We start from the raw sequence: 23,005 nt of genomic DNA, 5'->3' as shown, positions 1-23,005 counted from the left end.
GGCCCCACCGTCGTCGTGTCAGCCGGAGCTGCTCAGCCGATGGCCCGGCTCATGCTCAGTGCCTGGCCTCGATCGTGTGCCGATCCGTGGCTTCGAGACCACCCTGGTGGCCGTCGCCGTGGTGATCGTGCTCCAGGGCCTCGAGGTACTCCTCGCGACTGACCGGCTCGACACGGTCCTCGTAGAACCACTGATTGAGCTTCGCCCGGAACTTCTCGATGCGGGTGATCCGGCCCTTGGCGTTCGGCTGCGGGCCCGAGGGGGCCGGAGCCTCATAGGCCACCAGCGTGTACAGCTCGTAGTCGGACGGGCGGGTGTGCTTCTCACGGAACTCCCCGTGCGGCAGCATCTCGATCACACCGGCCTCATGACCATGGAGCACCGTCTCCCGGTCCTTGCGCTGCAGAGACAGGCAGATCCGCTTCGTGAGCATGAACGCGATGATCGGGCCCACGAAGATCAGCACTCGCGACCAGTAGGTGATGTCGTTGAGCGAGAGGTGGAAGTGCGTGGCGATGAGGTCGTTGGACCCCATGCCCCACATGATGCAGTAGAACGTCACGCTGGCGACGCCGACCGCGGTGCGCGTCGGAGCGTTGCGCGGACGGTCCAGGATGTGGTGCTCCTTCTTGTCCCCGGTGATCCAGGACTCGACCCACGGCCAGATGAACATCACCAGGAACATGATGCCCACAGGGATCAGCGGTATGAGCACCGGAGTCGCCACGGAGTTCCCACCCCAGGGAGTGGGGATGACGAATTCGAGCGGAATGTTGCCCAGGAAGCCGGGCATCAGTCGCAGCACGCCCTCGAACGGACCGATGTACCAGTCGGGCTGGGCCCCGGCCTGGACCGGCGAGGGGTCGTAGGGGCCGTAGTTCCACAGCGCGTTGATCTGGAAGGTGCCGGAGATGACCGCGAGTATCCCGAAGACGATGAAGAAGAAGCCGCCGGCCTTGGCCGCATACACCGGACCGACCGGGTAGCCGACCACGTTGCGCTCGGTGCGGCCCGGGCCGGGGTACTGGGTGTGCTTGTGCGTGACCACCATGAACAGGTGGACCGCGATCAGCACCAGGATCAGTGCCGGGATGACCATGATGTGCATGACATAGAGCCGCGGGATGACCTCGCCGCCGGGGAACTCTCCGCCGAAGAGGAAGAAGGACATGTATGTCCCGACCACGGGCAGGGCCTTCAGGATGCCGTCGATGATGCGCAGGCCGTTGCCGGAGAGCACCTCGTCCGGCAGCGAGTAGCCGGTGAAGCCGGCACCCAGGCCCATGATCAGCAGCGCGCAGCCGACGACCCAGTTGAGCTCGCGCGGCTTCCGGAAGGCTCCGGTGAAGAAGACACGGAGCATGTGGATCGACATCGCCATCACGAAGAGCAGCGCCGCCCAGTGGTGCAGCTGACGCATGAAGAGGCCGCCGCGCACGTCGAAGGACAGCTCCAGAGCTGTCGCGTAGGCCGTGGACATCTCCAGGCCCTGCAGGGGCGCATAGGAGCCGTCATAGCGGGTGCTGGCCATCGACGGGTCGAACCAGAAGGTCAGGAACGTCCCCGAGAGGATGAGGATGACGAAGCTGTAGAGGGCCACCTCGCCGAACATGAAGGTCCAGTGGTCCGGGAAGATCTTCCGCCCGAACTCACGGACCATGCCGGAGCCGCCGACTCGCTGGTCCACGTAGTTGGCGATACGGCCGGTCGACGTGGCGGGCTGGTACTTCTCAGTCTCGAGGTACTGGTCCTCGGTGTAGGTCTCGTTGGAGGCGCTCATGCGTTGTAATCACCCTCGGGGTCAGTGGAGCCACGCTCCCAGTAGGTCGGGCCGACAGGCTCAGTGAAGTCGCTGCGAGCGATGAGGAAACCCTCCTCGTCCACGGCGATGGGCAGCTGCGGCAGCGGGCGGCCGGCGGGGCCGAAGACCACTTTGAACTCCTGCGCGGCGTCGAAGGTCGACTGGTGGCAGGGGCAGAGCAGGTGGTGCGTGTGCCGCTCATAGAGCGCCACCGGGCAGCCGACATGGGTGCAGACCTTGGAGCAGGCGATGATGCCGTCGTGGGTCCAGTCCTCTCGGCCCGGGGTCACCTGCTGGATCTCGTCGGGGTTCATCCGCACGACCAGCACCACGGACTTGGCCTTCTCCGAGAGACGGTCTGCGTGGCCGGAGACCTCACGCAGGTTCTCCGGGATCACGTGCATGGCCGAGCCCACGGTGATGTCCGCGGCGCGGATCGGGGTGCCGGTGGGGTCGCGGACCAGGCGGACGCCCTCCTCCCACAGGGAGTGGCGCATCCGGTCCATGCCGAAGTCCTCAGAGCGGTCCAGGTCGCGCAGCGTCAGGATGAACGGCAGCGGGGCCAGCACGGCGGCACCGATGAGCGTGTTGCGGATCAGCGGACGGCGCTTGATGCCCGATTCGTCGAGCACCTCGTCGATGATCTGCTCCGCCTCCTGACGGTGCTCCTCCGTGCGCAGCGGCTTGCGGGCCTCGACCAGCTCATGGTCCGGCATCAGGGTCTTGGCCCAGTGGACCACGCCCAGGCCGAGGCCCAGCATCGCGAACCCGACGCCGAGGCCCAGCAGCGTGTTCTGCAGGCGCAGGGCGTGGAGGTCCTCGCTGAGCTCCACGGCGAAGTAGCCGATGAAAAAGATCACGGTGCCGATGATCGAGATGAGGAACAGCGTGGCGACCTGGCGCTCGGAGCGCTTCGCGGCCTTCGGGTCCTCATCTGCCACCCGCGGGCGGTGCGGCGGCAGACCGGGGTTGTCGATGGCGTACTTGCCCGACTCCCCGTCACCGGCAGTGATGACGGCCCCCGACTCATGCGGGTCGCCGTGACCGTGCTCGCCCATATGGTTCTCGTCCTTTGCTTGAGTGCTTGCGTGGTGGGTGCGTGTGTGCGGTGTCTGCGGCTCACCGCGGCCGGCGACTCAGGAGGAGCGCGAGGTGAGCCAGACCATCGAGGCGATGAGCACTGCCAACCCGCCGGTCCAGATGAACAGACCTTCGGAGACCGGACCCAGGAAGCCGAGCGCGAAGCCGCCGGGAGTGCCCTGGGAGTCGTAGGTCTTCAGGAAGGCGATGATGTCACGCTTGTCCTCCGGGGGGATGTTGGCGTCGTTGAAGACCGGCATGTTCTGCGGGCCGGTCTGCATGGCCTCGTAGATGTGGCGCTCCTCGACGCCGTGCAGCGACGGCGCGTACTTGCCCTCAGTCAGCGCGCCGCCGGCGGCCGCGGCGTTGTGGCACATGGCACAGTTGATGCGGAACAGCTCGCCGCCGCGGGCCGGGTCACCCTGGTCCGCGTCAGTGTGCTCCTCCGCAGGCACGGCCGGGCCCGCGCCCAGCGAGGCCACATAGGCCGACAGCTGCATGGTCTGCTCGTCATTGAACTGCTGCGGCTTCACCTGGGCCTGCGGACCCTGCATCTGCATCGGCATGCGTCCGGTGCCGACCTGGAAGTCCACGGAGGCCGCACCGACACCGATCAGCGAGGGTCCGGCGTCGGTCCCCTCGGCGTTGATCCCGTGGCAGGTCGCGCAGTTCGCGACGAAGAGGCGCTCTCCCTCGTCGACGTCGCTGGCCGAGTACCCGTCGGCCTCGTTGCTGGCCTGTGCCTGGTTGATGGTGGTGGCAGCGGCATACAGCCCCCCTGTGATCAGGAGGCCCAGGAGGAGCAGTGCCACTCCAGCGAAGGGGTGGCGGCGCTTCTGTGAGAGTGCCTTCACGTGCCGGTTCCTAACTTCTCGGTGCGGGGCCCGCGTGCGGTCCTGCGGGCCGAGTGATGGGTGGGTGGGATGTTCAGCGTCCAGCCGGCCGACGGGGGCCACCGGTCAGACGAAGAGTGGCAGGAGGTAGACGACGCCGAAGAGCGCGATCCAGACGACGTCGACGAAGTGCCAGTAGTACGAGATCACGACGGCGGCACTGGCCTCCTTGTGCGTGAACTTCACGCTGAAGTAGGCCCGGGCGATCACGTAGAGGAAGGCGATGAGCCCGCCGATGACGTGGAGGCCGTGGAAGCCGGTCGTGATGTAGAAGGCCGACCCGAAGGCGTTGGTCTGGACCGCCACGCCGTGGGAGACGAGCTCCGCGAACTCGAAGGTCTGGCCGGCGATGAAGATCGCGCCCATGAGGAACGAGAGGATGTACCACTCGACCATGCCCCAGTTCTTGATGTTCATCAGTGAACCGGTGCGGCGGGGCTGGTGACGCTCGGCGGCGAAGACTCCGAACTGCGCCGTCACGGAGCTCGCCACCAGGATCACGGTGATGATCGTGGCCAGGGTGATGTCGAGTCGCGAGCTGTACTCCGCCCACATCTCGGGCTGCGTCGAGCGCAGGGTGAAGAACATCGCGAACAGGCCGGCGAAGAACATGAGCTCGCTGGTCAGCCAGACCATGGTGCCCACGGACACCATGTTCGGGCGGTTCGGCAGCGTGCGCGCCGGAGCGTTGGGGGCTTGGGTTGCAGACGTCACGAGGACATTATTGCCTGAATCGCTGCCCGTCCGCCATCGGCGAGGGGTGCGTGGCGCGTCCCCAAGTTCCTTGTCAGACCGGCGATCCCCCGTCATTCCCAGGAAGTACCAAGGTCAGCACCGGTGGGAATGTGTCAGAAATTTCTACGAAATGTAGAGAAACGGCGTGTCGGGCGCCGGGATATCCTGGTCCGGTGACCGACTCAGCCACCTCCCCACCGCCCACCTGGCCGCACCTGCTGGACGCTCTGCTCGCCGGTGAAGACCTCACCTCGGGGACCTCCGCCTGGGCCATGGACCGGCTCATGAGCGGCGAGCTGACCGATGCCGAGGTGGCCGGGTTCCTGATCGCCCTGCGCGCCAAGGGTGAGACCGCCGACGAGCTGGTGGGGCTGTCGGCGACGATGATGTCCAAGGCCGTGGAGATCTCCATCCCGGGCCCCACGCTGGACATCGTCGGCACCGGAGGAGATCGGCTCGGCACTGTGAACATCTCCACGATGTCCTCGCTGGTCGCCGTCGGGGCCGGCGCGCGGGTGGTCAAGCACGGCAACCGGGGCGCCTCCACCACCGCCGGCGCCGCCGACGTCATCGAGGCCCTCGGCGTGGACCTGACGCTGCCTGCCGAACGGGTGGCGCGCGCCGCCACGGAGGTCGGCATCACATTCCTCTTCGCTCAGGGGTTCCACCCGTCGATGCGTTTCGTGGCCCCGACGCGTCGCCAGCTGGGAGTCCGCACCATCTTCAACTTCCTGGGTCCGCTCTCCAACCCCGCACGGGTCGATGCACAGGCCCTGGGCTGCGCGCACCGCGGCCTCGCCCCGAAGATGGCCCAGGTGCTGGCCGCACGAGGCACGCGCGGCCTGGTCTTCCGTGGCCAGGACGGGCGGGACAAGATCACCACCTCTGCCTCCACCGACCTCTGGGAGGTCCGCGACGGCGAGGTCCGCCACCACGAGTTCTCCCCCAGCGACCTCGGGACCAGCCAGGTTGACGTCGACTCCCTGCGCGGCGGCAGCGGCACGGACAACGCTGCGATCGTCCAGCAGGTGCTCGAGGGAGAGCCCGGGCCGGTCCGTGAGGCGGTGCTGATCAACGCGGCCGCGGGGCTCGCCGCCGTCGACGACTCTGCCGAGGGTGACCTGCTGGAGCGGCTGCACGCCCAGAGGGCACGTGCCGAGGAGTCGATCGACTCCGGGGCGGCCGCCGCGGTGCTGCAGCGCTGGGTCGACTTCAGCCACGCCTGAGGGCTGCCTCCCGGCGCCGCAGCACCGCGACGGCCGCCCGGCGAGGGCCGCTCAGTCCTCGGTGTCGTCGTGGCCGAACGGGTCGGTGTCCACCCCGGGCATCCAGGTGTTTCCCGGCTCCGTCCAGCCCTCCTTCTTCATCGCCTTCTTCCAGCGCCGCGTCCACTTCTGGTCCAGACGATTGACGTAGAGGTAGCCGTCGAGGTGGTCGTATTCGTGCTGCATGATGCGCGCGAACCACCCGGTGGCCTCGAATCGCCGCACCGTGCCGTCGAGGTCGAGCCCGGACACCTCCACATGGCCGCTGCGGGTGAGTGGGAAGCCGTAGCCCGGCACCGACAGGCAGCCCTCCGTCTCCTCGTCAGGGTCCGGGGGGTTCCTGGAGACCTTGCCGATGAGCCGCAGCGCGGGGTTGATCAGCACTCCCCGGGGCGGCGCCGCCCCGGAGTCCGGATACGCGTAGGTGAAGATGCGCAGCCCCACGCCGATCTGAGGCGCCGCCAGGCCTACCCCGTGGGCGGCGTCCATGGTCTGATACATGTCCTCGACCAGCTGACGGATCTCGCCGTCGATGGTCTCGACCTCTGCGGCCCGTCGGTGCAGCACCGGCTCACCGTGGATGGTGATGGGGCGGATGGTCATGGGCTCGGTCCTCTCGATGGTGATCCTCAGGGACGCCCGACGACGGGCGGTCCGCCCATGACGACGCCCGCCGGGGCAGAGCCGCCGGCGGGCGTCGTCGTGGGTGGGAACGACACGGAGCTCCCCTGCCAGGCTGCGAGCCCGGCAGAAGGGCGCTCAGTGGGCGTAGCGCTTGCGGTTGTACTCCAGCACCCAGCCCGTGACGAAGAAGATCGCCGGGATGGCGCCGATGAACACGACCCACCAGTCATAGGCCATGCCGAAGAACACGAAGGCGCTGGAGAAGCCGAGGCCCAGGGGCCACCAGCTCCAGGGAGCGAACTCCCCGTAGTTCCCCGCCTGCTGGTGGATCTCACCCTCAGGGTTGTCCGAGTCCATGACCTCCGAGTGCTTGGCGGTCAGCCGCAGGTAGAACCACAGCATGAAGCCCAGCCCGGCGGTGAGCAGCAGCAGCGGGAAGCCGGCCAGCTCCTCGAAGCCCGTGACGAACCCATAGATGAAAGCCACGAGAAGGACGAAGACGCCCAGGAGGCCGAACAGTCCGGAATTCGTCTTCATCAGATACCTGCCTTGTCCTTCTGGTCAGCGGGGCCGAAGACCTTGCCCGCCGGAGTGTGCAGGCTGTGCCTGTCGGAGAGCTCCGGGTGGTGCAGGTCCAGTGCCGGACGCTCCGAACGGATGCGCGGCAGGGAGTAGAAGTTGTGCCGCGGCGGCGGGCACGACGTCGCCCACTCCAAGGAGCCTCCGAAGCCCCACGGGTCGTCGACCAGGACCTTTTTGCCCTTGCGGTGAGTGATCCAGACGTTCCAGAAGAACGGGATCAGGGAGGCGCCGAGGATCATCGAGAAGACCGTGGAGAACTGATTCATCGCGGTGAACCCATCCTCGACCATGTAGTCGGCATAACGCCGCGGCATGCCCATCACGCCCAGCCAGTGCTGGATCATGAACGTGCCGTGGAAGCCGACGAACAGCATCCAGAAGTTGATCTTGCCCAGACGTTCGTTGAGCATCTTGCCGGTCCACTTCGGCCACCAGAAGTAGAAGCCGGCGAACATCGCGAAGACCACGGTGCCGAAGACCACGTAGTGGAAGTGCGCCACCACGAAATAGGTGTCGGAGAGGTGGAAGTCCAGCGGCGGGGAGGCCAGGATGATGCCGGTCAGGCCGCCGAACAGGAACGTGACCAGGAAGCCCAGGCTCCACAGCATGGGTGTCTCGAAGGTGATCGAGCCCCGCCACATCGTGCCGATCCAGTTGAAGAACTTCACTCCCGTGGGGACCGCGATGAGCATGGTCATCAGGGCGAAGAACGGCAGCATGACCGCGCCGGTGACATACATGTGGTGCGCCCACACGGTCACCGACAGGGCGGCGATCGCGATCGTCGCGTAGACCAGCCCCTTGTACCCGAAGATCGGTTTGCGGCTGAACACCGGCAGGATCTCCGAGATGATGCCGAAGAACGGCAGGGCGATGATGTAGACCTCGGGATGCCCGAAGAACCAGAACAGGTGCTGCCACAGGATGGCGCCGCCGGACTCCGGATCGAAGATGTGGCCGCCGAAGCGACGGTCCAGGCCCAGGCCGAACAACGCGGCCGCCAGCGGCGGGAACGCCATCAGGATCAGGATCGCCGTGATCAGCGTGTTCCAGGTGAAGATCGGCATGCGCCACATGGTCATGCCGGGAGCACGCATGCAGATGATCGTGGTGATGAAGTTGACGCCACCCATGATGGTGCCGAAGCCGGACAGCGCCAGGCCGAACACCCACAGGTCTCCCCCGACCCCCGGCGAATAGGTGGTGTCGGAGAGCGGCGCATAGGCGAACCAGCCGAAGGAGGCGGCACCCTGCGGGGTGAGGAAGCCGGAGACGGCGATCAGCGAGCCGAAGAGGAAGAACCAGAACGCCAGAGCGTTGAGCCGCGGGAACGCGACGTCCGGAGCACCGATCTGCAGCGGCATGATGACATTGGCGAAGCCCGCGAACAGCGGAGTCGCGAACATCAGCAGCATCACCGTGCCGTGCATGGTGAACAGCTGGTTGTACTGCTCCTTGGTCTGCAGGAACTGCATGCCCGGCTCGAAGAGCTCGGCGCGGATGATCAGCGCCATCACGCCGCCGATGCAGAAGAACAGGAACGAGGCGATCAGGTACATGTACCCGATCGTCTTGTGATCGGTGGTCGTCAGCCAGTTCACGACGATCCGGCCCTTGGACCGGGGCACGACGCGCGACTCTACCGCGCGTTCGTCAGCGGTGTATTCGTAGGTCGCCACGATCAGTCCCCTTCGGTCGCAGTCACGTCGTCGTGAAGATTGATGTTCCGGTCGTACTCGTCACCCAGGTGACCCTCGGGCAGGGTCTCGAGGTAGTCGCGGAACTCCTGCTCGGAGACGACCTCCACGGTGAACAGCATCTCAGAGTGGTACTCGCCGCAGAGCTCGGCGCACTTGCCGTCGAAGCTGCCCTCCTCCTGCGGAGTCAGGTGGATCTCGGTGGTGCGGCCCGGGATCATGTCACGCTTCTGCAGGAACGCGGGGATCCAGAACGAGTGGATCACATCACGCGAGTTCAGCTCGAACGTCACTGACTGGTCGACCGGCAGGTACAGGGTGGGGAGCTGCTCGCGCACGCCCTCCTCACCGGTGAGGTGGGCCTGCGTGCCGGCGAAGTAGCGCTCGTCGCCGTCATAGCTGTAGTTGAAGTCCCAGGCCCACTGCTTGCCGCGGACGTCGACGACGAGGTCCGGGTCTGCATGGGCCTCGTCCACGGAGCGCTGCACCTGATCGGTGTAGAAGAACAGGACCCCCACCATGACCAGCGGCACGATGGTGTACATGATCTCGAGCGGGATGTTGTACGCCAGCTGGCGCGGGTATCCCGTCTCCCCCTTGCGACGCCGGTAGGCCACCATGCACCAGAGCATGAGACCCCAGGTCAGCAGGCCGACGGCCAGAGCCGCGATCCAGGAGTTGACCCACAGGTCGGTCAATTCAGCAGTGTTGCTGGTGGTCTCACGACTGCCGGGGAGCCAGCCACGCTGGACCTGCTCCGAACAGCCCGTCAGCACCAGTGCCGCCGCGCTGGCCAGCGCCATCCCCTTGACGGCGCGCTGGCCTCGGCTGCCGGTTCGTTTCTGCGAACTCACAGACGGCCCTTCCTCTTCCTCGGTGTGCGAATGCGATCGGCACGTTATGGGGCCGCCCGCAGAGCTGCTGGTCACGCGTGGACGAGCACCGCTGGACGGCCTTGGACGCTTCGACGACAAGATTACTACCAACTGTAGTAGTTCGCTCCCCGCACCCGGCGGCTATGACACGGCCACGAGTGCAGGAAGGCAGCCCCGGGGGCTGTGGCGAGGCCGCCGAGAGGGGTGAGGTGATCAGGTCAGATGCACGAAAACTCCGCTTCTACACCGCGTAGAAACGCGGCGCAGGCGGAGTTCTCGTCACGGAGTCCCGGCGCCGGGGCCGGGACTCGGATCAGGTGACGGATCGTGTCATGAATATGACGAATCCGGGGACCGTCGTGAGCTCAGTGGAAGGAGTCTCCGCAGGCGCAGGATCCTCCGGCATTGGGGTTGTCGATCGTGAAGCCCTGCTTGGAGATGGAGTCCTCGAAGTCGATGGACGCGCCCTCCAGATACGGGACGCTCATCTTGTCGACGACGACCTGGACGCCGCTGAACTCACGCAGCGCGTCACCGTCGAGCAGGCGCTCGTCGAAGTAGAGCTGGTAGATCAGGCCCGAGCAGCCGCCCGGCTGCACGGCCACGCGCAGCCGCAGGTCCTGGCGACCTTCCTGCTCGAGCAGCGAGGCCACCTTCTGGGCCGCACTCTCGGTCAGTGCGACCTGGTGCGGCTTGTGCCCCTCCACAGTGCCCGGGGTCTCCTGGACGGTCTCCTGGACCGGGTCCTGTGCTGTGTCCTGCGCTGTGTCCTGGGTGGGAGTGCTCATCCGTGCACCTCTTCCGATCTCGACGAGTGTCGGGCTGGGTCGGTCTCTTGCTCTTCACCGTATCAACGCCGGAGGTGTTCCTGATCATTCCCGGTAGACTGGTGCGGTGCTAGGACGAAAGAAGAAGCAGGAAGAGGCCGAGGTCGCCCGTCGTGATGCCGAACGTGCCGAGCAGGAGGCACGCGAGGCGGAGGAGAGGCGCCCCCCGCAGCCCAAGGGCCAGCCCACGCCGAGGCGGAAGGACCAGGTCGCCGCACGCCGGCGGCCCCTGGTGCCGAACGACCGGAAGGTCGCCCGCCAGACGCAGCGTGAGCGTACTCGCCAGCTGAGGGAGAAGCAGCGCATCGCCATGGAGACCGGCGACGAGCGCTACCTGCCGGTGCGTGACCGCGGCCCCCAACGCCGTTTCGTGCGGGACTGGATCGACGCCCGCACCGGCGTGGGCGAGTGGATGCTCATCGTCGTCCTCCTGTTCCTCTTCATCTCCCTGGCCGTCCCGGAGCAGCTGCGCATCGTGATGAGCCAGTTCCTCTGGCTGCTGGTGCTCGTCGTCCTCGTCGAGTGCTGGTGGGTCGCCAGGAGCGTGCGCCGCAAGATCGAGGAGCGCTTCGGCGAGAAGGAGAAGGGCATCCGCTTCTACGCCATCATGCGTGCCCTGCAGATCCGCCGTCTGCGGCTGCCGAAGCCCCTGGTCGGCCGCGGCGAGTTCCCCTCCTGAGCCGGTCCGGCGCCATCGCGGCCAGGCCGCGGTTGATCCCCCGGACCCAGAAGGGCCCCTGGTAGATGAAGGCGCTGTAGCCCTGGACGAGATCGGCTCCCGACCGGAGTCGCTCAGCGACGTCGGCGGCGCTCACCACTCCTCCGACGGAGATCACCACGGTCTGCTCCGGCAGGCGGGCGCGCAGCCGGCTCAGCACGGCGACCGCCCGCTCGGCGAGCACCGGGCCGCTGAGCCCGCCGGCCCCGGCGGCCTCCACCACGGAGACCGGGGTCTGCAGCCCGTCCCGCGAGATGGTCGTGTTCGTGGCGATCACTCCGTCCAGCCTGAGGTCCGCCACCAGATCGGCGACAGCGTCGACGTCGTCGTCCGCCAGGTCCGGAGCGATCTTGACCAGCAGCGGGACGTGCCGACGCGCCACTGAGTCCGCCTCCCGGGCCACCGCCTCGAGCAGCGGCCGCAGAGCCTCGATGTCCTGGAGCTGGCGCAGCCCCGGGGTGTTCGGCGAGGACACGTTGACCACCAGGTAGTCCGCCACCGGCGCGAGCCTGCGGGTGGAGATCAGGTAGTCCTCCACGGCGTCGTCCAGCGGCGTGACCTTGGTCTTGCCGATGTTCACCCCGACCACCGGCGCATGGCGACCGGCGGCTTTGAGGTCCTCGATGCGGCGACGCGTCTCGTCCAGCCGGTGCCGCACCTCCTCGGCGCCGTCGTTGTTGAAGCCCATCCGGTTGATCAGGGCACGGTCCTTCACCAGCCGGAACATCCGCGGCCGCGGACTGCCCGGCTGAGCCTGGGCCGTGACCGTGCCGATCTCCACATGCCCGAAGCCCAGCGCGGCGAGCGGCAGCACCGCGATCGCGCCCTTGTCGAAGCCGGCGGCGAGTCCGAAGGGAGAGGGCCAGCGGTGCCCCAGCACCTCACGAGCCAGCGACGGATCCGGGCGAGTCATCCGTTCCAGCACCCGGGTGATCCCCAGCGCGTGGGCGGCGCGCAGCCCCCGCACGGCCAGGTGGTGGGCGTCCTCCGGGTCCATCCGGGAGAGCACCCCACGGAACACGGCGGAGTAGAGGGCATCTGGGCGGGTCTCGGCGGCCGGTCCGGCGCCCGGGAGGGGATCACGTCGCATGATGCCATCCTATGCCGCCGGTGCCTCGATGGCCGCGGCGTCGACGACTCCCTACTATGGATCCATGGCGCACACCGACATCACCCCGACAGTCCCGCAGCAGGAGCTGCTCGAGGACTCCCCCGCAGGTCAGTGGGTCCCCGATGTGCTCCCCGGCTGCGTGCGACGCACGCTGCCGCTGGGCGAGGACGAGGAGGGGCCGATCAGTGCGACCCTGGTGCGCCACGACGGTGAGGACGGTTCCGTGCCGGGGCTCGACTCCGACCATGCCGCCCGCTTCGACGGGGTCCCGCGCGCCCCGGTGCTGCACCTGCACGGCTGGTCCGACTACTTCTACAACCGTCCGCTGGCCGAGGCCTTCGCGGCTCAGGGCCGCCCCTTCTACGCGCTGGACCTGCGCAGATACGGCAGGAGCCTGCGCGCCTGGCAGACCCCCGGGTACATCGACGATCTCGTCGAGTATGACGCGGACCTCGAGGCGGCGCTCGCCGTGATGCGCCAGGAGCATCCCCGAGCTCCGGCACCGGTGATCCACGGGCACTCCACCGGAGGGCTGGTCGCCGCGCTGTGGGCGCACCGGCACCCAGGTGAGGCCTCGGCCCTGGTGCTGAACAGCCCGTGGCTGGAACTTCCCGGGGATGCCGCCGCCCGGACCGCGGTGGAGGGCCTTCTCGCGCCGCTGAGCCACCTCAACCCGCGCCGCCCGCTGCGGGTCCCGCGAGTGGACAACTACTGGCAGTCGCTCTCGGACCAGGCCCAGGGTGAGTGGACGCTGCATCCGCTCTGGCGGCCGCGGAAGTCCTTCCGGATGTCGGCGGGCTGGCTGCGCGCGGTCCTCGCCGGGCACCGACAGGTCCATGAGGGGCTGTCCCTGGAGATCCCCGTGCTGGTCCTGCTCTCCACACAGACCGTCTACAGCAGACAGTGGAATGAGCAGCTCCTGGAGTCCGACACGGTGCTCGACGTCGAGCTGCTCGCCCGCCGCGCGGTGAAGCTGGGAAGCCGGGTCACCGTCGTCCGGCTGCGCCGCGCGATGCACGATGTCTTCGCCTCGCCCGAGCCGGTCCGTCGGCAGGCGTTCGGAGAGGTGCTGCGCTGGCTGCGCGCCTACGGACCGGAGACCGAGGTCCCGGCAGAGTCCGCCGCCCCGGCGGAGCCGGCCGAACGGGCCGAGCGGGACACCCGGTCCACGGCGGCGCCGTAGCGCCGATCACGCTGGGCGTAGAGCTCGAGGGCATGCCACAGGGTGGTGCGGTCCACATCGGGCCAGAGCACGTCGAGAAAGACCATCTCCGCGTAGGCGGACTGCCAGAGCAGGAAGTTGGAGAGCCGCTGCTCCCCCGAGCTGCGCAGGAACAGGTCGACGTCGGGCAGGTCCGGCTCATCGAGGTGGGCGGCGATCGTCGACTCCCGGATGCGCGCGGGGTTCAGCTCGCCCGCGGCCGCCTTCTGCGCGATGCGCCTCACCGCGTCGGTGATCTCCGCACGCCCGCCATAGTTGACGCACATGGTGAGGGTGCAGCGGTCATTGTCACGGGTCATCTCCTCCGCGGCCTCCAGCTCGCGGATCACCGAGTTCCACAGCTTCGGACGTCGGCCGTTCCAGCGGATCCTCACGCCCCAGTCGTGCAGCACGTCCCGCTGGCGGCGCAGCACGTCCCGGGAGTAGCTCATGATGAAGCGCACCTCTTCGGGGGAACGCTTCCAGTTCTCCGTGGAGAACCCGTAGACGGAGACATGGTCGACGCCGGCCTCGATCGCTCCGGCCATCACCTCCATCAGTGAGCCCTCGCCCGCGCGGTGTCCTTCGGTGCGGGGCAGTCCACGCTGGTTGGCCCAGCGCCCGTTGCCGTCCATGACGACGGCCACGTGGCGCGGGACCAGCTCCTCGGGCAGGAGCGGCGGCCGGGCGCCGTCACGGTGGGGCCAGGGGTCGGAGTACGGGCGCCGGTGTGCGCTGCGCTGTGATGCCATGGGCTCCATTATCTCCCGAGCGAGCTGAGCCTGCGCTCGAGGTGGTGCTGGACGTAGCTGGTGACCACGCCGCCGGCCTCGTGACGCGCCTGCCGGTCGGCGGATCGCGCGACCTGCCAGGAGCCCTGCTGCAGGGCGTGCAAGAGGTCCGCGGTCCCCGCCGTGATCTGGCGGGTCCCCGGAGGACGGCAGTCGTCGCACACCGGACCGCCGAGCGCAGCATGGAACCCGGGCTGGGGGCCGGGCCGGCCGCACGCCACACAGGACGTCCAGGTCACCGCCCAGCCGGCGGTGCTCAGTGCACGCAGCAGATACGAGTTGAGCACCAGGTCCGGCTCATGGACACCGCGGGCCAGCGCCGAGAGGGCACCGTGCAGGAGACGGAACTGGGGTCGGCTGTCCAGCCCCTCCGACTCGGTGAGCCGCTCGGCGGCCTCCGCCATGATGTTCGCGGCGGTGTACTTGTCATAGTCAGCGACGATCATGGCTCCGTAGGAGCCCTGGGAGATCGCCTGGGTGACGATGTCCAGGCTGCGGCCGTGGACGAGCTGCACATCGGCGACCATGAAGGGCTCCACGGTGGCGCCGAACTTCGAGGAGGTCCGGCGCACCCCTTTGGCCACCCCCCGGACCAGGCCGTGGGAGGCGGTCAGCATCGTGATGATGCGGTCCGCCTCACCCAGGTCCCGGGTGCGGAGGACCAGTGCGGTGTCGCGATAGCTGCGCGAGGCGAAGGTCGATCCGGCCACAGATCGAGTCTACGACTCCGTGTCGCGGATCGCCCGGTTCACTGCCGAGACGACGGCCTGGAGGGATGCCGCGGTGGTGTTGTGGTCGATGCCCACGCCCCACAGCACACGCTCCCCGATGGCGCACTCCACGAAGGCGACGGCCTGCGCGTCGCCGCCCTGGCTCATCGCGTGCTCGGTGTAGTCCAGGACTCGGACGTCGACGCCGTCGCGGGAGAGGATGTCGACCAGTCCGGCCACCGGCCCGTTGGCCTCGGCGTGGTGCTCCACCATCGACCCGTTGGTCTGCAGCTCGAGGTCCATCGAGAACGAGCCCTCCGCGGTGGACGAGGTGCGCACCTCCCCGAAGCGATAGTGGCCCCAGCGCCGGGAGTCGCCGTCCACGGGCAGGTACTCGTCCTGGAAGATCTGCCAGATCTCCTCGCCGGAGACCTCGCCGCCGCCGTCCTCGGCACGTCGCTGGATGACCTGGGAGAACTCCACCTGCGCCCGGCGCGGCAGCTCGATCCCATGCTCGGACTTCAGCAGATAGGCGACGCCGCCCTTGCCGGACTGTGAGTTCACCCGGATGACCGCTTCATAGCTGCGGCCGATGTCCTTGGGGTCGATCGGCAGATACGGCACGGCCCAGGTGATGTCGGAGACCTCGCGGTCCTGCTCGGCGGCGCGCCGCTCGATGTGGTCGAAGCCCTTCTTGATCGCGTCCTGATGTGAGCCGGAGAAGGCTGTGAAGACCAGGTCGCCGCCGTAGGGAGAACGCTCCGGCACGGGCATCTGGTTGCAATGTTCCACGGTGCGTCGGATGTGGTCCATGTCACGGAAGTCGATCTGCGGGTCCACCCCCTGGCTGAACAGGTTCATGCCCAGGGTGATCAGGTCGACATTGCCGGTGCGCTCACCGTTGCCGAAGAGGCAGCCCTCGATGCGGTCTGCGCCGGCCATGTATCCCAGCTCGGCGGCCGCGACGCCGGTGCCGCGGTCGTTGTGGGGATGCAGCGAGAGGATGATCGAGTCGCGGTGGCGCAGATTGCGGTGCATCCACTCGATGGAGTCCGCATAGACGTTGGGGGTCGCCATCTCCACGGTGGCGGGCAGGTTCACGATGACCTTCTTCTCCGGGGTCGCGCCGAAGACGTCGACGACCTCGTCGGAGATGTGCGCGGCGAACTCCAGCTCCGTGCCGGTGAAGGACTCCGGGGAGTACTGGTAGACGACCTCGGTGGCGGAGCGCATCTGCTCTTCGTACTTGCGACAGAGTCGTGCCCCCTGGGTGGCGATGTCGACGATGCCGTCCTTGTCCTGGCGGAAGACGACCTCCCGCTGCAGCACCGAGGTGGAGTTGTAGAGGTGGACGATCGCCCGCGGAGCCCCCTCGATGGCCTCGAAGGTGCGTTCGATGAGATGCTCGCGCGCCTGAGTGAGGACCTGGATGTAGACGTCCTCAGGAATACGGTCCTGGGTGATCAGCTGTCGGACGAAGTCGAAGTCCGTCTGGGAGGCCGCGGGGAACCCGACCTCGATCTCCTTGTAGCCCATGGAGACCAGCAGGTCGAACATCCGGTGCTTGCGCTCGGGGGACATCGGGTCGATCAGCGCCTGGTTGCCGTCCCGCAGGTCCACGGCGCACCAGCGCGGCGGGGACTCGATCACCTGGTCCGGCCAGGTGCGGTCAGGCAGGGAGACGGTGATCTGCTCCTGGAAGGGCAGGTACCGGTGGTAGGGCATCGGGGAGGGCTGCTGCAGAGTGCGCATCGTTCATCCTTGGGTCGTGAGAGTGCGGGCATCAAGCCGAGACGCCGGTCAGCAGGACCGGGGGTGGAGACTCCGCAACGAGGTTCGGCTTGTCAGGATGCTGCGCCGTGGATGATGTGCTGCACGCGCGCCAGCTGGTCCCCGCTGCGGCGGAGAAGCTGACGTAGACGCGGGGCGGTGGCCATGTTCTGCACATCACTCACGCTAGCACGTCGGCCCAGACCTGCCCAGGACCGTCTCGGAACGTTCCACACTGTGGACGACGCCCCCGCGGAGGCCCTGGTCAGAAGCCCAGCCGACCCAGCTTCTTCGCATCGCGCTGCCAGTCCTTGGTGACTTTGACGTGGAGGTCCAGGTAGACCGGGGTGCCCAGCAGCTTCGAGATCCCCTCGCGGGCCGCCGTGCCGATGGCGCGCAGCCGGGACCCCGCGCGGCCGATGATGATGGCCTTCTGGGAGTCACGCTCCACATGGATGCTGACGTGCACGTCGAGCAGCGGCCGACCCTCCGGACGCCCTTCACGCGGGATCATCTCGTCGACGACCACCGCGATCGAATGCGGCAGCTCGTCGCGGACGTCCTCGAGGGCCGCCTCACGCACCAGCTCGGCGACCATCACGGCCTCCGGCTCATCCGTCAGCTCACCCTCCGGATACAGCGGCGGGGACAGCGGCATCATGGACACCAGCTCGTCCGCCACCACATCAGTCTGCTCGCCCGCGACGGCCGAGACCGGGATGATCGCGGCGAAGCCGTCAGCCTGCTTCCCCTCCCCCGCCAGATGCTCACGGCCGAGCTGGTCCACGGCCATCAGCTGCTCGGCCAGAGAGTCCCGCGGCACGGTGTCGGTCTTGGTGACCAGAGCGACGACCGGCTTGTGCGGCAGCTTCGTGAGCTGCCCCGCGATGAACCGGTCTCCCGGGCCGATCTTCTGGTCGGCAGGCAGGCAGAAGCCGACGACGTCCACTTCGGAGAGCGTGTCGACGACCAGGTCGTTGAGCCGCTGCCCGAGCAGAGTGCGCGGCCGGTGCAGGCCCGGGGTGTCGACGAGCACCAGCTGCGCGTCGGACCGGTGCACGATGCCGCGGATCGTGTGCCGAGTGGTCTGCGGCTTCGAGGAGGTGATCGCCACCTTCGCGCCGACCAGTGCGTTGGTCAGCGTGGACTTCCCCGCATTGGGCCGCCCCACGAAGCTGGCGAACCCAGCGCGGAAATTCTCGTCGTGCTCTGCGAAGGTGATCTCTGCGTCCTTGCTCACCGCTGCTCCTGCCGGTCGATCCTGTGGTCCTGGTCCTGGTGCGTCGCGCGCCGCCGTCGTGGCGGGTACTCCTGCTCCCTCTACTGTCCCTGCCGTGCGTGGGCGCTCTCCGCGGTGGCCTCGAGGTCCTCGGCCTCCCCGCCGTCCGCGGTCTGCTCGGCGAGAGCCTCCGGGGCGTCGTCCGTTCCGAGGCCCGCCCGGGCGCCGCGTCGGCCCTCCACCTCCCAGGCCAGCACGTGGCTGACGCGGTTCCTGCGGCCCTCGAGCCGGTCGGCCCGCAGCACGACCCCCTCGATCTCCACCTCGGAGCCGGCGATCGGCACTCGACCCAGAGTCTTGGCCAGCAGGCCGCCCAGGGTGTCGACCTCCTCCTCGTCATCGAGGTCGAGGTCGTAGAGATCGGCGAAGTCGTCCACCGCCATCCGTGCCGAGAGCCGTCGGCGCCCGTCCGGGAGGTCCTCCACCTCGACCGCCTCGACATCGTACTCGTCGACGATCTCACCGACGATCTCCTCGATGAGGTCCTCGAGGGTCACCAGGCCGGCGGTGCCCCCGTACTCGTCGACGACGACGGCGACGTGGGTGGACTCCCGCTGCAGCTCGGAGAGGAACTCCGAGACCGACTTGGACTCGGGGACGTAGCGGACGTCCCGCTGCACCTCGTCGACGGTGATCGCCTCGGCGGCCCGCCCGCGATACTCCGCAGCGGCCTCACCGGTGCGCAGCTGATGCTCGAGATAGGCCACGTCCTTGAGGTACACCATCCCGGTGATGTCATCGGCCGAACCACGCACCACCGGCACGCGGGAGTAGCCGGAGCGCAGGAACAGCGTCATGACCTCCGGCAGGCTCGCCCCGGTGTCCACGGTGACCATGTCGGTGCGGGGGACCATGACGGACCGCACGCGCGTGGCGGAGAGGTCGAAGACCGACTGGATCAGCTCGGCCTCGGTGTCCTCCAGGATGTCGGTCTCCGACGCTCGGGCCACGAACTCGCGGAACTCCTCGTCGTCGAAGAAGCCCTGGTAGGCCTCGCCGGGGCCCGGGGCGATGCGGGCGCCGATGCCGGCCAGCATGACCGGGATCGGCCCCAGCACCAGCCGCAGGCCGCGCACCAGGCGGGCCGTAGCCGCGGAGACCATCAGGTGGTGGGCACGGCCCAGCCGCCGCGGCGACACCGTGGCCAGCCCGACCCCGCCCACCACCAGCACCGCGCCGGCGGTCAAGGCGGCCAGCGCGACATCGTCCACGGCCAGCTGCACCCCGACGGTGATCTGCACGACTGCGGCCGTGGCGAAGAGCCACCGCCACAGCTGCAGGGCCACCGTGTGGGGCACCGGCTCCTGCAGAAGCATCTGCACGGCACCGGAGCCCTGCCGCTCGGCGATGTCCTCGGCCTCCCGGCGGGAGAGCCGTATCAGCCCGGCCTCGGCGGTGGAGAGCACAGCGGCCACGGCGGCGCAGAGCAGCGCCGCGACGATCAGCAGCCCGGTGATCATGAGTCGTCGACGGTGGGGGTCGGGGCCGCGCGGCCCAGGAAGCCCTCGAGCAGGCTGGCCTGCAGCTCGAACATCGTGCGACGCTCCTCGGCCTCGACGTGGTCGTGGCCCAGCAGGTGGAGCACTCCATGGACGGTCAGCAGCGCGAGCTCGTCGCTGACGTCATGCCCGGCGGCCGCGGCCTGGCGGCGGGCGACCTCGGGCGAGATGACGACGTCCCCGAGCATCCCCTCGGTCACCGCCGCCGAGGCGGTCCCCGGGCGCAGCTCGTCCATCGGGAGGCTCAGCACGTCTGTGGGGCCCGGCAGGTCCATCCACTCGAGGTGGAGCTGCTCCATCCGGGCGTCGTCGACGAGGGTCACGGTGAGCTCCACCGCAGAATCCAGATGCATCCGGGCGTAGAGGAACCCGGTCAGCCGTCCCAGGGTCTCCTCGATGTCGGCGGGCACCGCCGAGGATCCAGAATCGTCGTCGACGACGACGCCGACCGGCTGGGTGAAGCCTGCCGGCGCGGTGTCCTCGCTGGTCATCCGCGAGGCTCCTGGCGATGGTCGGCGGCACGCCCTGGCCCGCCCTGGGGGCGGCGCCGGCCCTGCGGCCGCCGTCCCTCCTGATGCTGCTGGAAGGACTCGTAGGCGTCGACGATGCGACCCACCAGCTGGTGGCGGACGACATCCTCGGAGCCCAGCCTGGAGATCATGATGTCCTGCACGCCCTCGAGGATCTCCAGGACCGTGCGCAGGCCCGAGTCGGTGCCGCGAGGCAGATCGACCTGGGTGATGTCCCCGGTGACCACGATCTTGGAGTTGAAGCCCAGCCGGGTGAGGAACATCTTCATCTGCTCGGCGGTGGTGTTCTGCGCCTCGTCGAGGATGATGAAGGAGTCGTTGAGCGTGCGGCCCCGCATGTAGGCCAACGGAGCGACCTCGATGATCCCCGACTCCATCAGCCGCGGGATCGACTCGGCGTCGATCATGTCGTGCAGCGCGTCGTAGAGCGGCCGCAGATAGGGGTCGATCTTCTCGTTGAGGCTCCCGGGCAGGAACCCCAGCCGTTCTCCGGCCTCCACCGCCGGGCGGGTGAGGATGATGCGGTTGACCTCTTTGGCCTGCAGCGCCTGGACCGCCTTGGCCATGGCGAGATAGGTCTTTCCGGTGCCGGCGGGTCCGATGCCGAAGACCACGGTCGACTCGTCGATCTGGTCCACATAGGTCTGCTGGTTGGCTGTCTTGGGCCGGATGGTCCTGCCCCGATGGGAGAGGATGTTGGTGGTGACCATCTTCGCGGAGGCCCCGGCACGATTCGCCCGCACCATCGTGGCCACCTGCTCGATCAGCTCCTCACCCACCGTGGTGCCGGAAGCCGCCAGGCTCTTCAGCTGCGAGAGGATCTCCACGATCTGCAGCACGTCCTGCTCGGGGCCCGCCACGGTGATCAGCTGGTCGCGCAGCCCGATCGAGGCTGCCGGGCTGATCCCCTGCAGGATGCGGACGGCCAGGTCCTGTGGCCCGAGGGTGCGGAACATGCTGTCCGGGTCCGCGAAGTGGACGGTGCGCTCGATGCTTCCCACCGGGGAGGCGGCGGCACCGGCCGCCACGCCGGAGGTGGAGTCGGCCGAGGTGAAAGGAGTATCAGTCATCGGTGCTCAGTCTACTGCCGTCGCACAGGACCCGAGGCACCCGCCTCCGGGCTCCCCGGTCCGCTCCATCGCCCCAGCAGGACCTGCACGCCGGCCAGTGCCGCCGGTCCGGCGGTGGAGGAGCGCAGCACGGTGCGACCGAGCCGAGCCACGCGGGCTCCGGAGCTGACCAGCCGCTCGATCTCACCGGGCGTGATTCCGCCCTCCGGCCCCACCACCAGATGGAGCTCCTCGGCATCGACGGCGTTCAGCTCCCGGAGTGCGCCGTCCAGGGAGCGCTCCTCGGTCTCATGGAGCACGACGACGGCGACCCCAGCCTGCTCGACGATCCGTCGGCAGTACTGAGCGGTCGTGTGCAGCTGCTCGACCTCCGGCACGGCGGTCCGGCGAGTCTGCTTGGCCGCGGTGCGCACGATGGACACCCATTCGGCGTGCTTCTTCGCCTCCCTGCCGGCCTTCCAGCGGGCCACGGACCGCTCGGCCTCCCAGGGCACGACGGCCTCGATCCCGAGCTCGGTGGCCGATTCGACCGCCTGCAGGTCACGACGGTCTTTAGCCAGCGCCTGGACCAGCACCAGACGGGGCCGCTCGAGCGGCTCTCGGCGGACGTCAGAGACCACCACCGTCAGCTCACCCCGCGCGGCCTCGATCACTTCGCCGGTCACACGCAGCCGCCGGGTGTCGGAGAGTTGGATCTCCTCCCCGGAGCTCAGCCGCATCACCGTGGCGGCATGGTGCCCCTCGGCGCCGTCGAGCACGACCTGACCACCGACCTCGACCCCGTCGAGCCGCCCCGGCTCGAGATGGAACAGCGGAGCCGTCACAGACTGTCCCAGGCCTCGCGGAGCTTGGCGAACACGCCGCGGTGCTCGGTGGTGGACTCGCCCAGCTCCTCGCCACGCTCGACGGCGAGCTCACGCAGCAGCTCGCGCTGCCGGTCGCTGAGCTTCGCCGGAGTCTCGACCTTGAGATGGATCTTGAGCGCACCGCGTCCCCCGCCGCGGAGGTGGGCCACCCCTCGGTCGCGGACGGTGAGGACCTCACCGGACTGGGTGCCCGGCTTCACCTCGATCTCCTCGACGCCGTCGAAGGTGTCGAGGCTGACGGTGGTGCCCAGTGCGGCCGCCGTCATCGGGATCGAGACCGTGGCGTGCAGATCGTTTCCGCGGCGGGTGAAGACCTCGTGAGGACGCACATCGACCTCGATGAACAGGTCGCCCTGCGGCCCGCCGGCCAGACCGGCCTCCCCCTCGCCGGCCAGGTGGATGCGGTTCCCCTTGTCCACCCCGGCGGGAATCTTGACCTTCAGGGTGCGACGCTCCCGGACACGGCCCTGGCCGTCACACTCCTGGCAGGGGTCCTCGATGATGCTGCCGAACCCGGCGCAGCGGGCGCAGGTCTCGGTCTGCAGGACGGTGCCGAGGATGGACCGCATGGGGCGCTGGACCTGACCGTGCCCCTGGCAGTCCGGGCAGGTCGTGGGGCTGGTGCCCTCCCGGGTGCAGGAGCCTTGACAGACCGAGCAGGTCACCGCGGTCTCGATCTCGACCTCCTTGGTCGTGCCGAAGACGGCGTCCTTGAGGTCCAGGCGGATCCTGATCAGCGAGTCCTGGCCGCGGCGGGTGCGCGAGGCCGGCCCGGAGGCGCCCGAGCCGAAGAAGGTCTCGAAGATGTCGCCGAAGCCGCCGAAGCCCTGACCACCGCCGAAACCGCCGCCGCCGAAGGGCGAGCGGCCGTTCTCATCGCCGGTGGCGTCATAGTTGCGGCGCTTGTCGGCGTCGGAGAGCACCTCATAGGCACGCCCGATGAGCTTGAACTGCTCAGCCGCATCCTCCGACGGGTTGACGTCCGGGTGCAGCCTGCGCGCCTTCTTCCGGTACGCCTTCTTGATGTCGTCGGTGGACGCTCCACGGCTCACGCCGAGCGCCTCGTAGTAGTCAGTCACTT

The 23,005-nt window shown here is 68.3% G+C and carries 22 protein-coding genes; 3 read left to right on the top strand and 19 right to left on the bottom strand.

Going from position 1 to position 23,005, the window contains the following annotated elements; genetic code table 11:
• Nucleotides 1–55: 55 nt before the first annotated feature.
• From qcrB to ctaE, 4 genes are all read right to left on the bottom strand, one after another.
• Nucleotides 56–1,780: a cytochrome bc1 complex cytochrome b subunit gene (qcrB, locus tag HNR09_RS14465; RefSeq protein WP_179542675.1), complete on the bottom strand. Its 1,725-nt coding sequence runs from the start codon at nucleotides 1,778–1,780 to the stop codon at nucleotides 56–58.
• Entirely contained in the window at nucleotides 1,777–2,859 is a 1,083-nt protein-coding gene (gene qcrA, locus HNR09_RS14460) for a cytochrome bc1 complex Rieske iron-sulfur subunit (protein WP_179542674.1), read from the bottom strand. Before qcrA ends, qcrB begins: the two co-directional genes overlap by 4 nt.
• A gap of 78 nt (nucleotides 2,860–2,937) precedes the next feature.
• Nucleotides 2,938–3,735 carry a cytochrome bc1 complex diheme cytochrome c subunit gene (gene qcrC / locus HNR09_RS14455; protein ID WP_179542673.1) on the bottom strand — a complete coding sequence of 266 codons (798 nt, stop codon included), beginning with the start codon at nucleotides 3,733–3,735 and terminating at the stop codon, nucleotides 2,938–2,940.
• 105 nt (nucleotides 3,736–3,840) lie between these two features.
• Nucleotides 3,841–4,488 (bottom strand): aa3-type cytochrome oxidase subunit III, encoded by a 648-nt coding sequence (gene ctaE / locus HNR09_RS14450; RefSeq protein WP_322479185.1) that lies wholly within the window; start codon nucleotides 4,486–4,488, stop codon nucleotides 3,841–3,843.
• 194 nt (nucleotides 4,489–4,682) lie between these two features.
• Between ctaE and trpD the strand changes: the two genes are divergently transcribed.
• On the top strand, nucleotides 4,683–5,735 hold the full coding sequence (gene trpD, locus HNR09_RS14445; protein ID WP_179542671.1) for an anthranilate phosphoribosyltransferase: 1,053 nt from the start codon (nucleotides 4,683–4,685) through the stop codon (nucleotides 5,733–5,735).
• A gap of 51 nt (nucleotides 5,736–5,786) precedes the next feature.
• Here trpD and def read toward each other — a convergent pair whose 3' ends face one another.
• The 5 genes from def to HNR09_RS14420 form a co-directional block, all read right to left on the bottom strand.
• Nucleotides 5,787–6,377, bottom strand: a complete 591-nt coding sequence (def, locus tag HNR09_RS14440; RefSeq protein WP_179542670.1) for a peptide deformylase — start codon at nucleotides 6,375–6,377, stop codon at nucleotides 5,787–5,789.
• Between the two features lie 156 nt (nucleotides 6,378–6,533).
• A complete protein-coding gene (locus HNR09_RS14435) occupies nucleotides 6,534–6,935 on the bottom strand; it encodes a cytochrome c oxidase subunit 4 (RefSeq protein WP_179542669.1) in 402 nt (133 codons plus the stop codon).
• Entirely contained in the window at nucleotides 6,935–8,659 is a 1,725-nt protein-coding gene (gene ctaD, locus HNR09_RS14430; protein WP_179542668.1) for an aa3-type cytochrome oxidase subunit I, read from the bottom strand. The genes HNR09_RS14435 and ctaD overlap by 1 nt, the downstream gene beginning before the upstream one ends.
• A gap of 2 nt (nucleotides 8,660–8,661) precedes the next feature.
• Nucleotides 8,662–9,531 carry an aa3-type cytochrome oxidase subunit II gene (gene ctaC / locus HNR09_RS14425; RefSeq protein ID WP_179542667.1) on the bottom strand — a complete coding sequence of 290 codons (870 nt, stop codon included), beginning with the start codon at nucleotides 9,529–9,531 and terminating at the stop codon, nucleotides 8,662–8,664.
• Between the two features lie 386 nt (nucleotides 9,532–9,917).
• Nucleotides 9,918–10,340 (bottom strand): HesB/IscA family protein, encoded by a 423-nt coding sequence (locus tag HNR09_RS14420; protein ID WP_179542666.1) that lies wholly within the window; start codon nucleotides 10,338–10,340, stop codon nucleotides 9,918–9,920.
• Between the two features lie 106 nt (nucleotides 10,341–10,446).
• Between HNR09_RS14420 and HNR09_RS14415 the strand changes: the two genes are divergently transcribed.
• Nucleotides 10,447–11,058, top strand: a complete 612-nt coding sequence (locus HNR09_RS14415; RefSeq protein ID WP_179542665.1) for a DUF3043 domain-containing protein — start codon at nucleotides 10,447–10,449, stop codon at nucleotides 11,056–11,058.
• Here the strand turns inward: HNR09_RS14415 and HNR09_RS14410 are convergent.
• A complete protein-coding gene (locus HNR09_RS14410) occupies nucleotides 10,985–12,187 on the bottom strand; it encodes a quinone-dependent dihydroorotate dehydrogenase (protein ID WP_179542664.1) in 1,203 nt (400 codons plus the stop codon). The genes HNR09_RS14415 and HNR09_RS14410 overlap by 74 nt on opposite strands.
• Between HNR09_RS14410 and HNR09_RS14405 the strand changes: the two genes are divergently transcribed.
• Nucleotides 12,186–13,391 (top strand): alpha/beta hydrolase, encoded by a 1,206-nt coding sequence (locus HNR09_RS14405; protein ID WP_246348865.1) that lies wholly within the window; start codon nucleotides 12,186–12,188, stop codon nucleotides 13,389–13,391. The genes HNR09_RS14410 and HNR09_RS14405 overlap by 2 nt on opposite strands.
• Here the strand turns inward: HNR09_RS14405 and HNR09_RS14400 are convergent.
• The 9 genes from HNR09_RS14400 to dnaJ form a co-directional block, all read right to left on the bottom strand.
• The gene (locus tag HNR09_RS14400) at nucleotides 13,295–14,170 is read right to left on the bottom strand and encodes an isoprenyl transferase (protein ID WP_179542663.1); all 876 of its coding nucleotides are present in this window, start codon (nucleotides 14,168–14,170) and stop codon (nucleotides 13,295–13,297) included. The genes HNR09_RS14405 and HNR09_RS14400 overlap by 97 nt on opposite strands.
• On the bottom strand, nucleotides 14,170–14,910 hold the full coding sequence (gene recO, locus HNR09_RS14395; RefSeq protein WP_179542662.1) for a DNA repair protein RecO: 741 nt from the start codon (nucleotides 14,908–14,910) through the stop codon (nucleotides 14,170–14,172). The genes HNR09_RS14400 and recO overlap by 1 nt, the downstream gene beginning before the upstream one ends.
• 9 nt (nucleotides 14,911–14,919) lie before the next feature.
• Nucleotides 14,920–16,662 (bottom strand): 2-isopropylmalate synthase, encoded by a 1,743-nt coding sequence (gene leuA, locus HNR09_RS14390; RefSeq protein WP_179542661.1) that lies wholly within the window; start codon nucleotides 16,660–16,662, stop codon nucleotides 14,920–14,922.
• 283 nt (nucleotides 16,663–16,945) lie between these two features.
• On the bottom strand, nucleotides 16,946–17,920 hold the full coding sequence (gene era, locus HNR09_RS14385) for a GTPase Era (RefSeq protein ID WP_179542660.1): 975 nt from the start codon (nucleotides 17,918–17,920) through the stop codon (nucleotides 16,946–16,948).
• Between the two features lie 80 nt (nucleotides 17,921–18,000).
• The gene (locus HNR09_RS14380) at nucleotides 18,001–19,419 is read right to left on the bottom strand and encodes a hemolysin family protein (RefSeq protein ID WP_179542659.1); all 1,419 of its coding nucleotides are present in this window, start codon (nucleotides 19,417–19,419) and stop codon (nucleotides 18,001–18,003) included.
• Nucleotides 19,416–19,949 carry an rRNA maturation RNase YbeY gene (gene ybeY, locus HNR09_RS14375; RefSeq protein WP_179542658.1) on the bottom strand — a complete coding sequence of 178 codons (534 nt, stop codon included), beginning with the start codon at nucleotides 19,947–19,949 and terminating at the stop codon, nucleotides 19,416–19,418. The genes HNR09_RS14380 and ybeY overlap by 4 nt, the downstream gene beginning before the upstream one ends.
• On the bottom strand, nucleotides 19,946–21,058 hold the full coding sequence (locus tag HNR09_RS14370; protein WP_179542657.1) for a PhoH family protein: 1,113 nt from the start codon (nucleotides 21,056–21,058) through the stop codon (nucleotides 19,946–19,948). The genes ybeY and HNR09_RS14370 overlap by 4 nt, the downstream gene beginning before the upstream one ends.
• Nucleotides 21,059–21,069: 11 nt before the next feature.
• Nucleotides 21,070–21,882, bottom strand: a complete 813-nt coding sequence (locus HNR09_RS14365) for a 16S rRNA (uracil(1498)-N(3))-methyltransferase (protein WP_179542656.1) — start codon at nucleotides 21,880–21,882, stop codon at nucleotides 21,070–21,072.
• Nucleotides 21,879–23,003, bottom strand: a complete 1,125-nt coding sequence (gene dnaJ, locus HNR09_RS14360; protein WP_179542655.1) for a molecular chaperone DnaJ — start codon at nucleotides 23,001–23,003, stop codon at nucleotides 21,879–21,881. The genes HNR09_RS14365 and dnaJ overlap by 4 nt, the downstream gene beginning before the upstream one ends.
• Between the last annotated feature and the right edge of the window lie 2 nt (nucleotides 23,004–23,005).

The sequence above is a fragment of the Nesterenkonia xinjiangensis genome (assembly GCF_013410745.1).
Classification (GTDB): domain Bacteria; phylum Actinomycetota; class Actinomycetes; order Actinomycetales; family Micrococcaceae; genus Nesterenkonia; species Nesterenkonia xinjiangensis.
The sequence above is the reverse complement of the archived record's forward strand: the minus strand, read 5'-3'. Positions and strand labels throughout refer to the sequence as shown.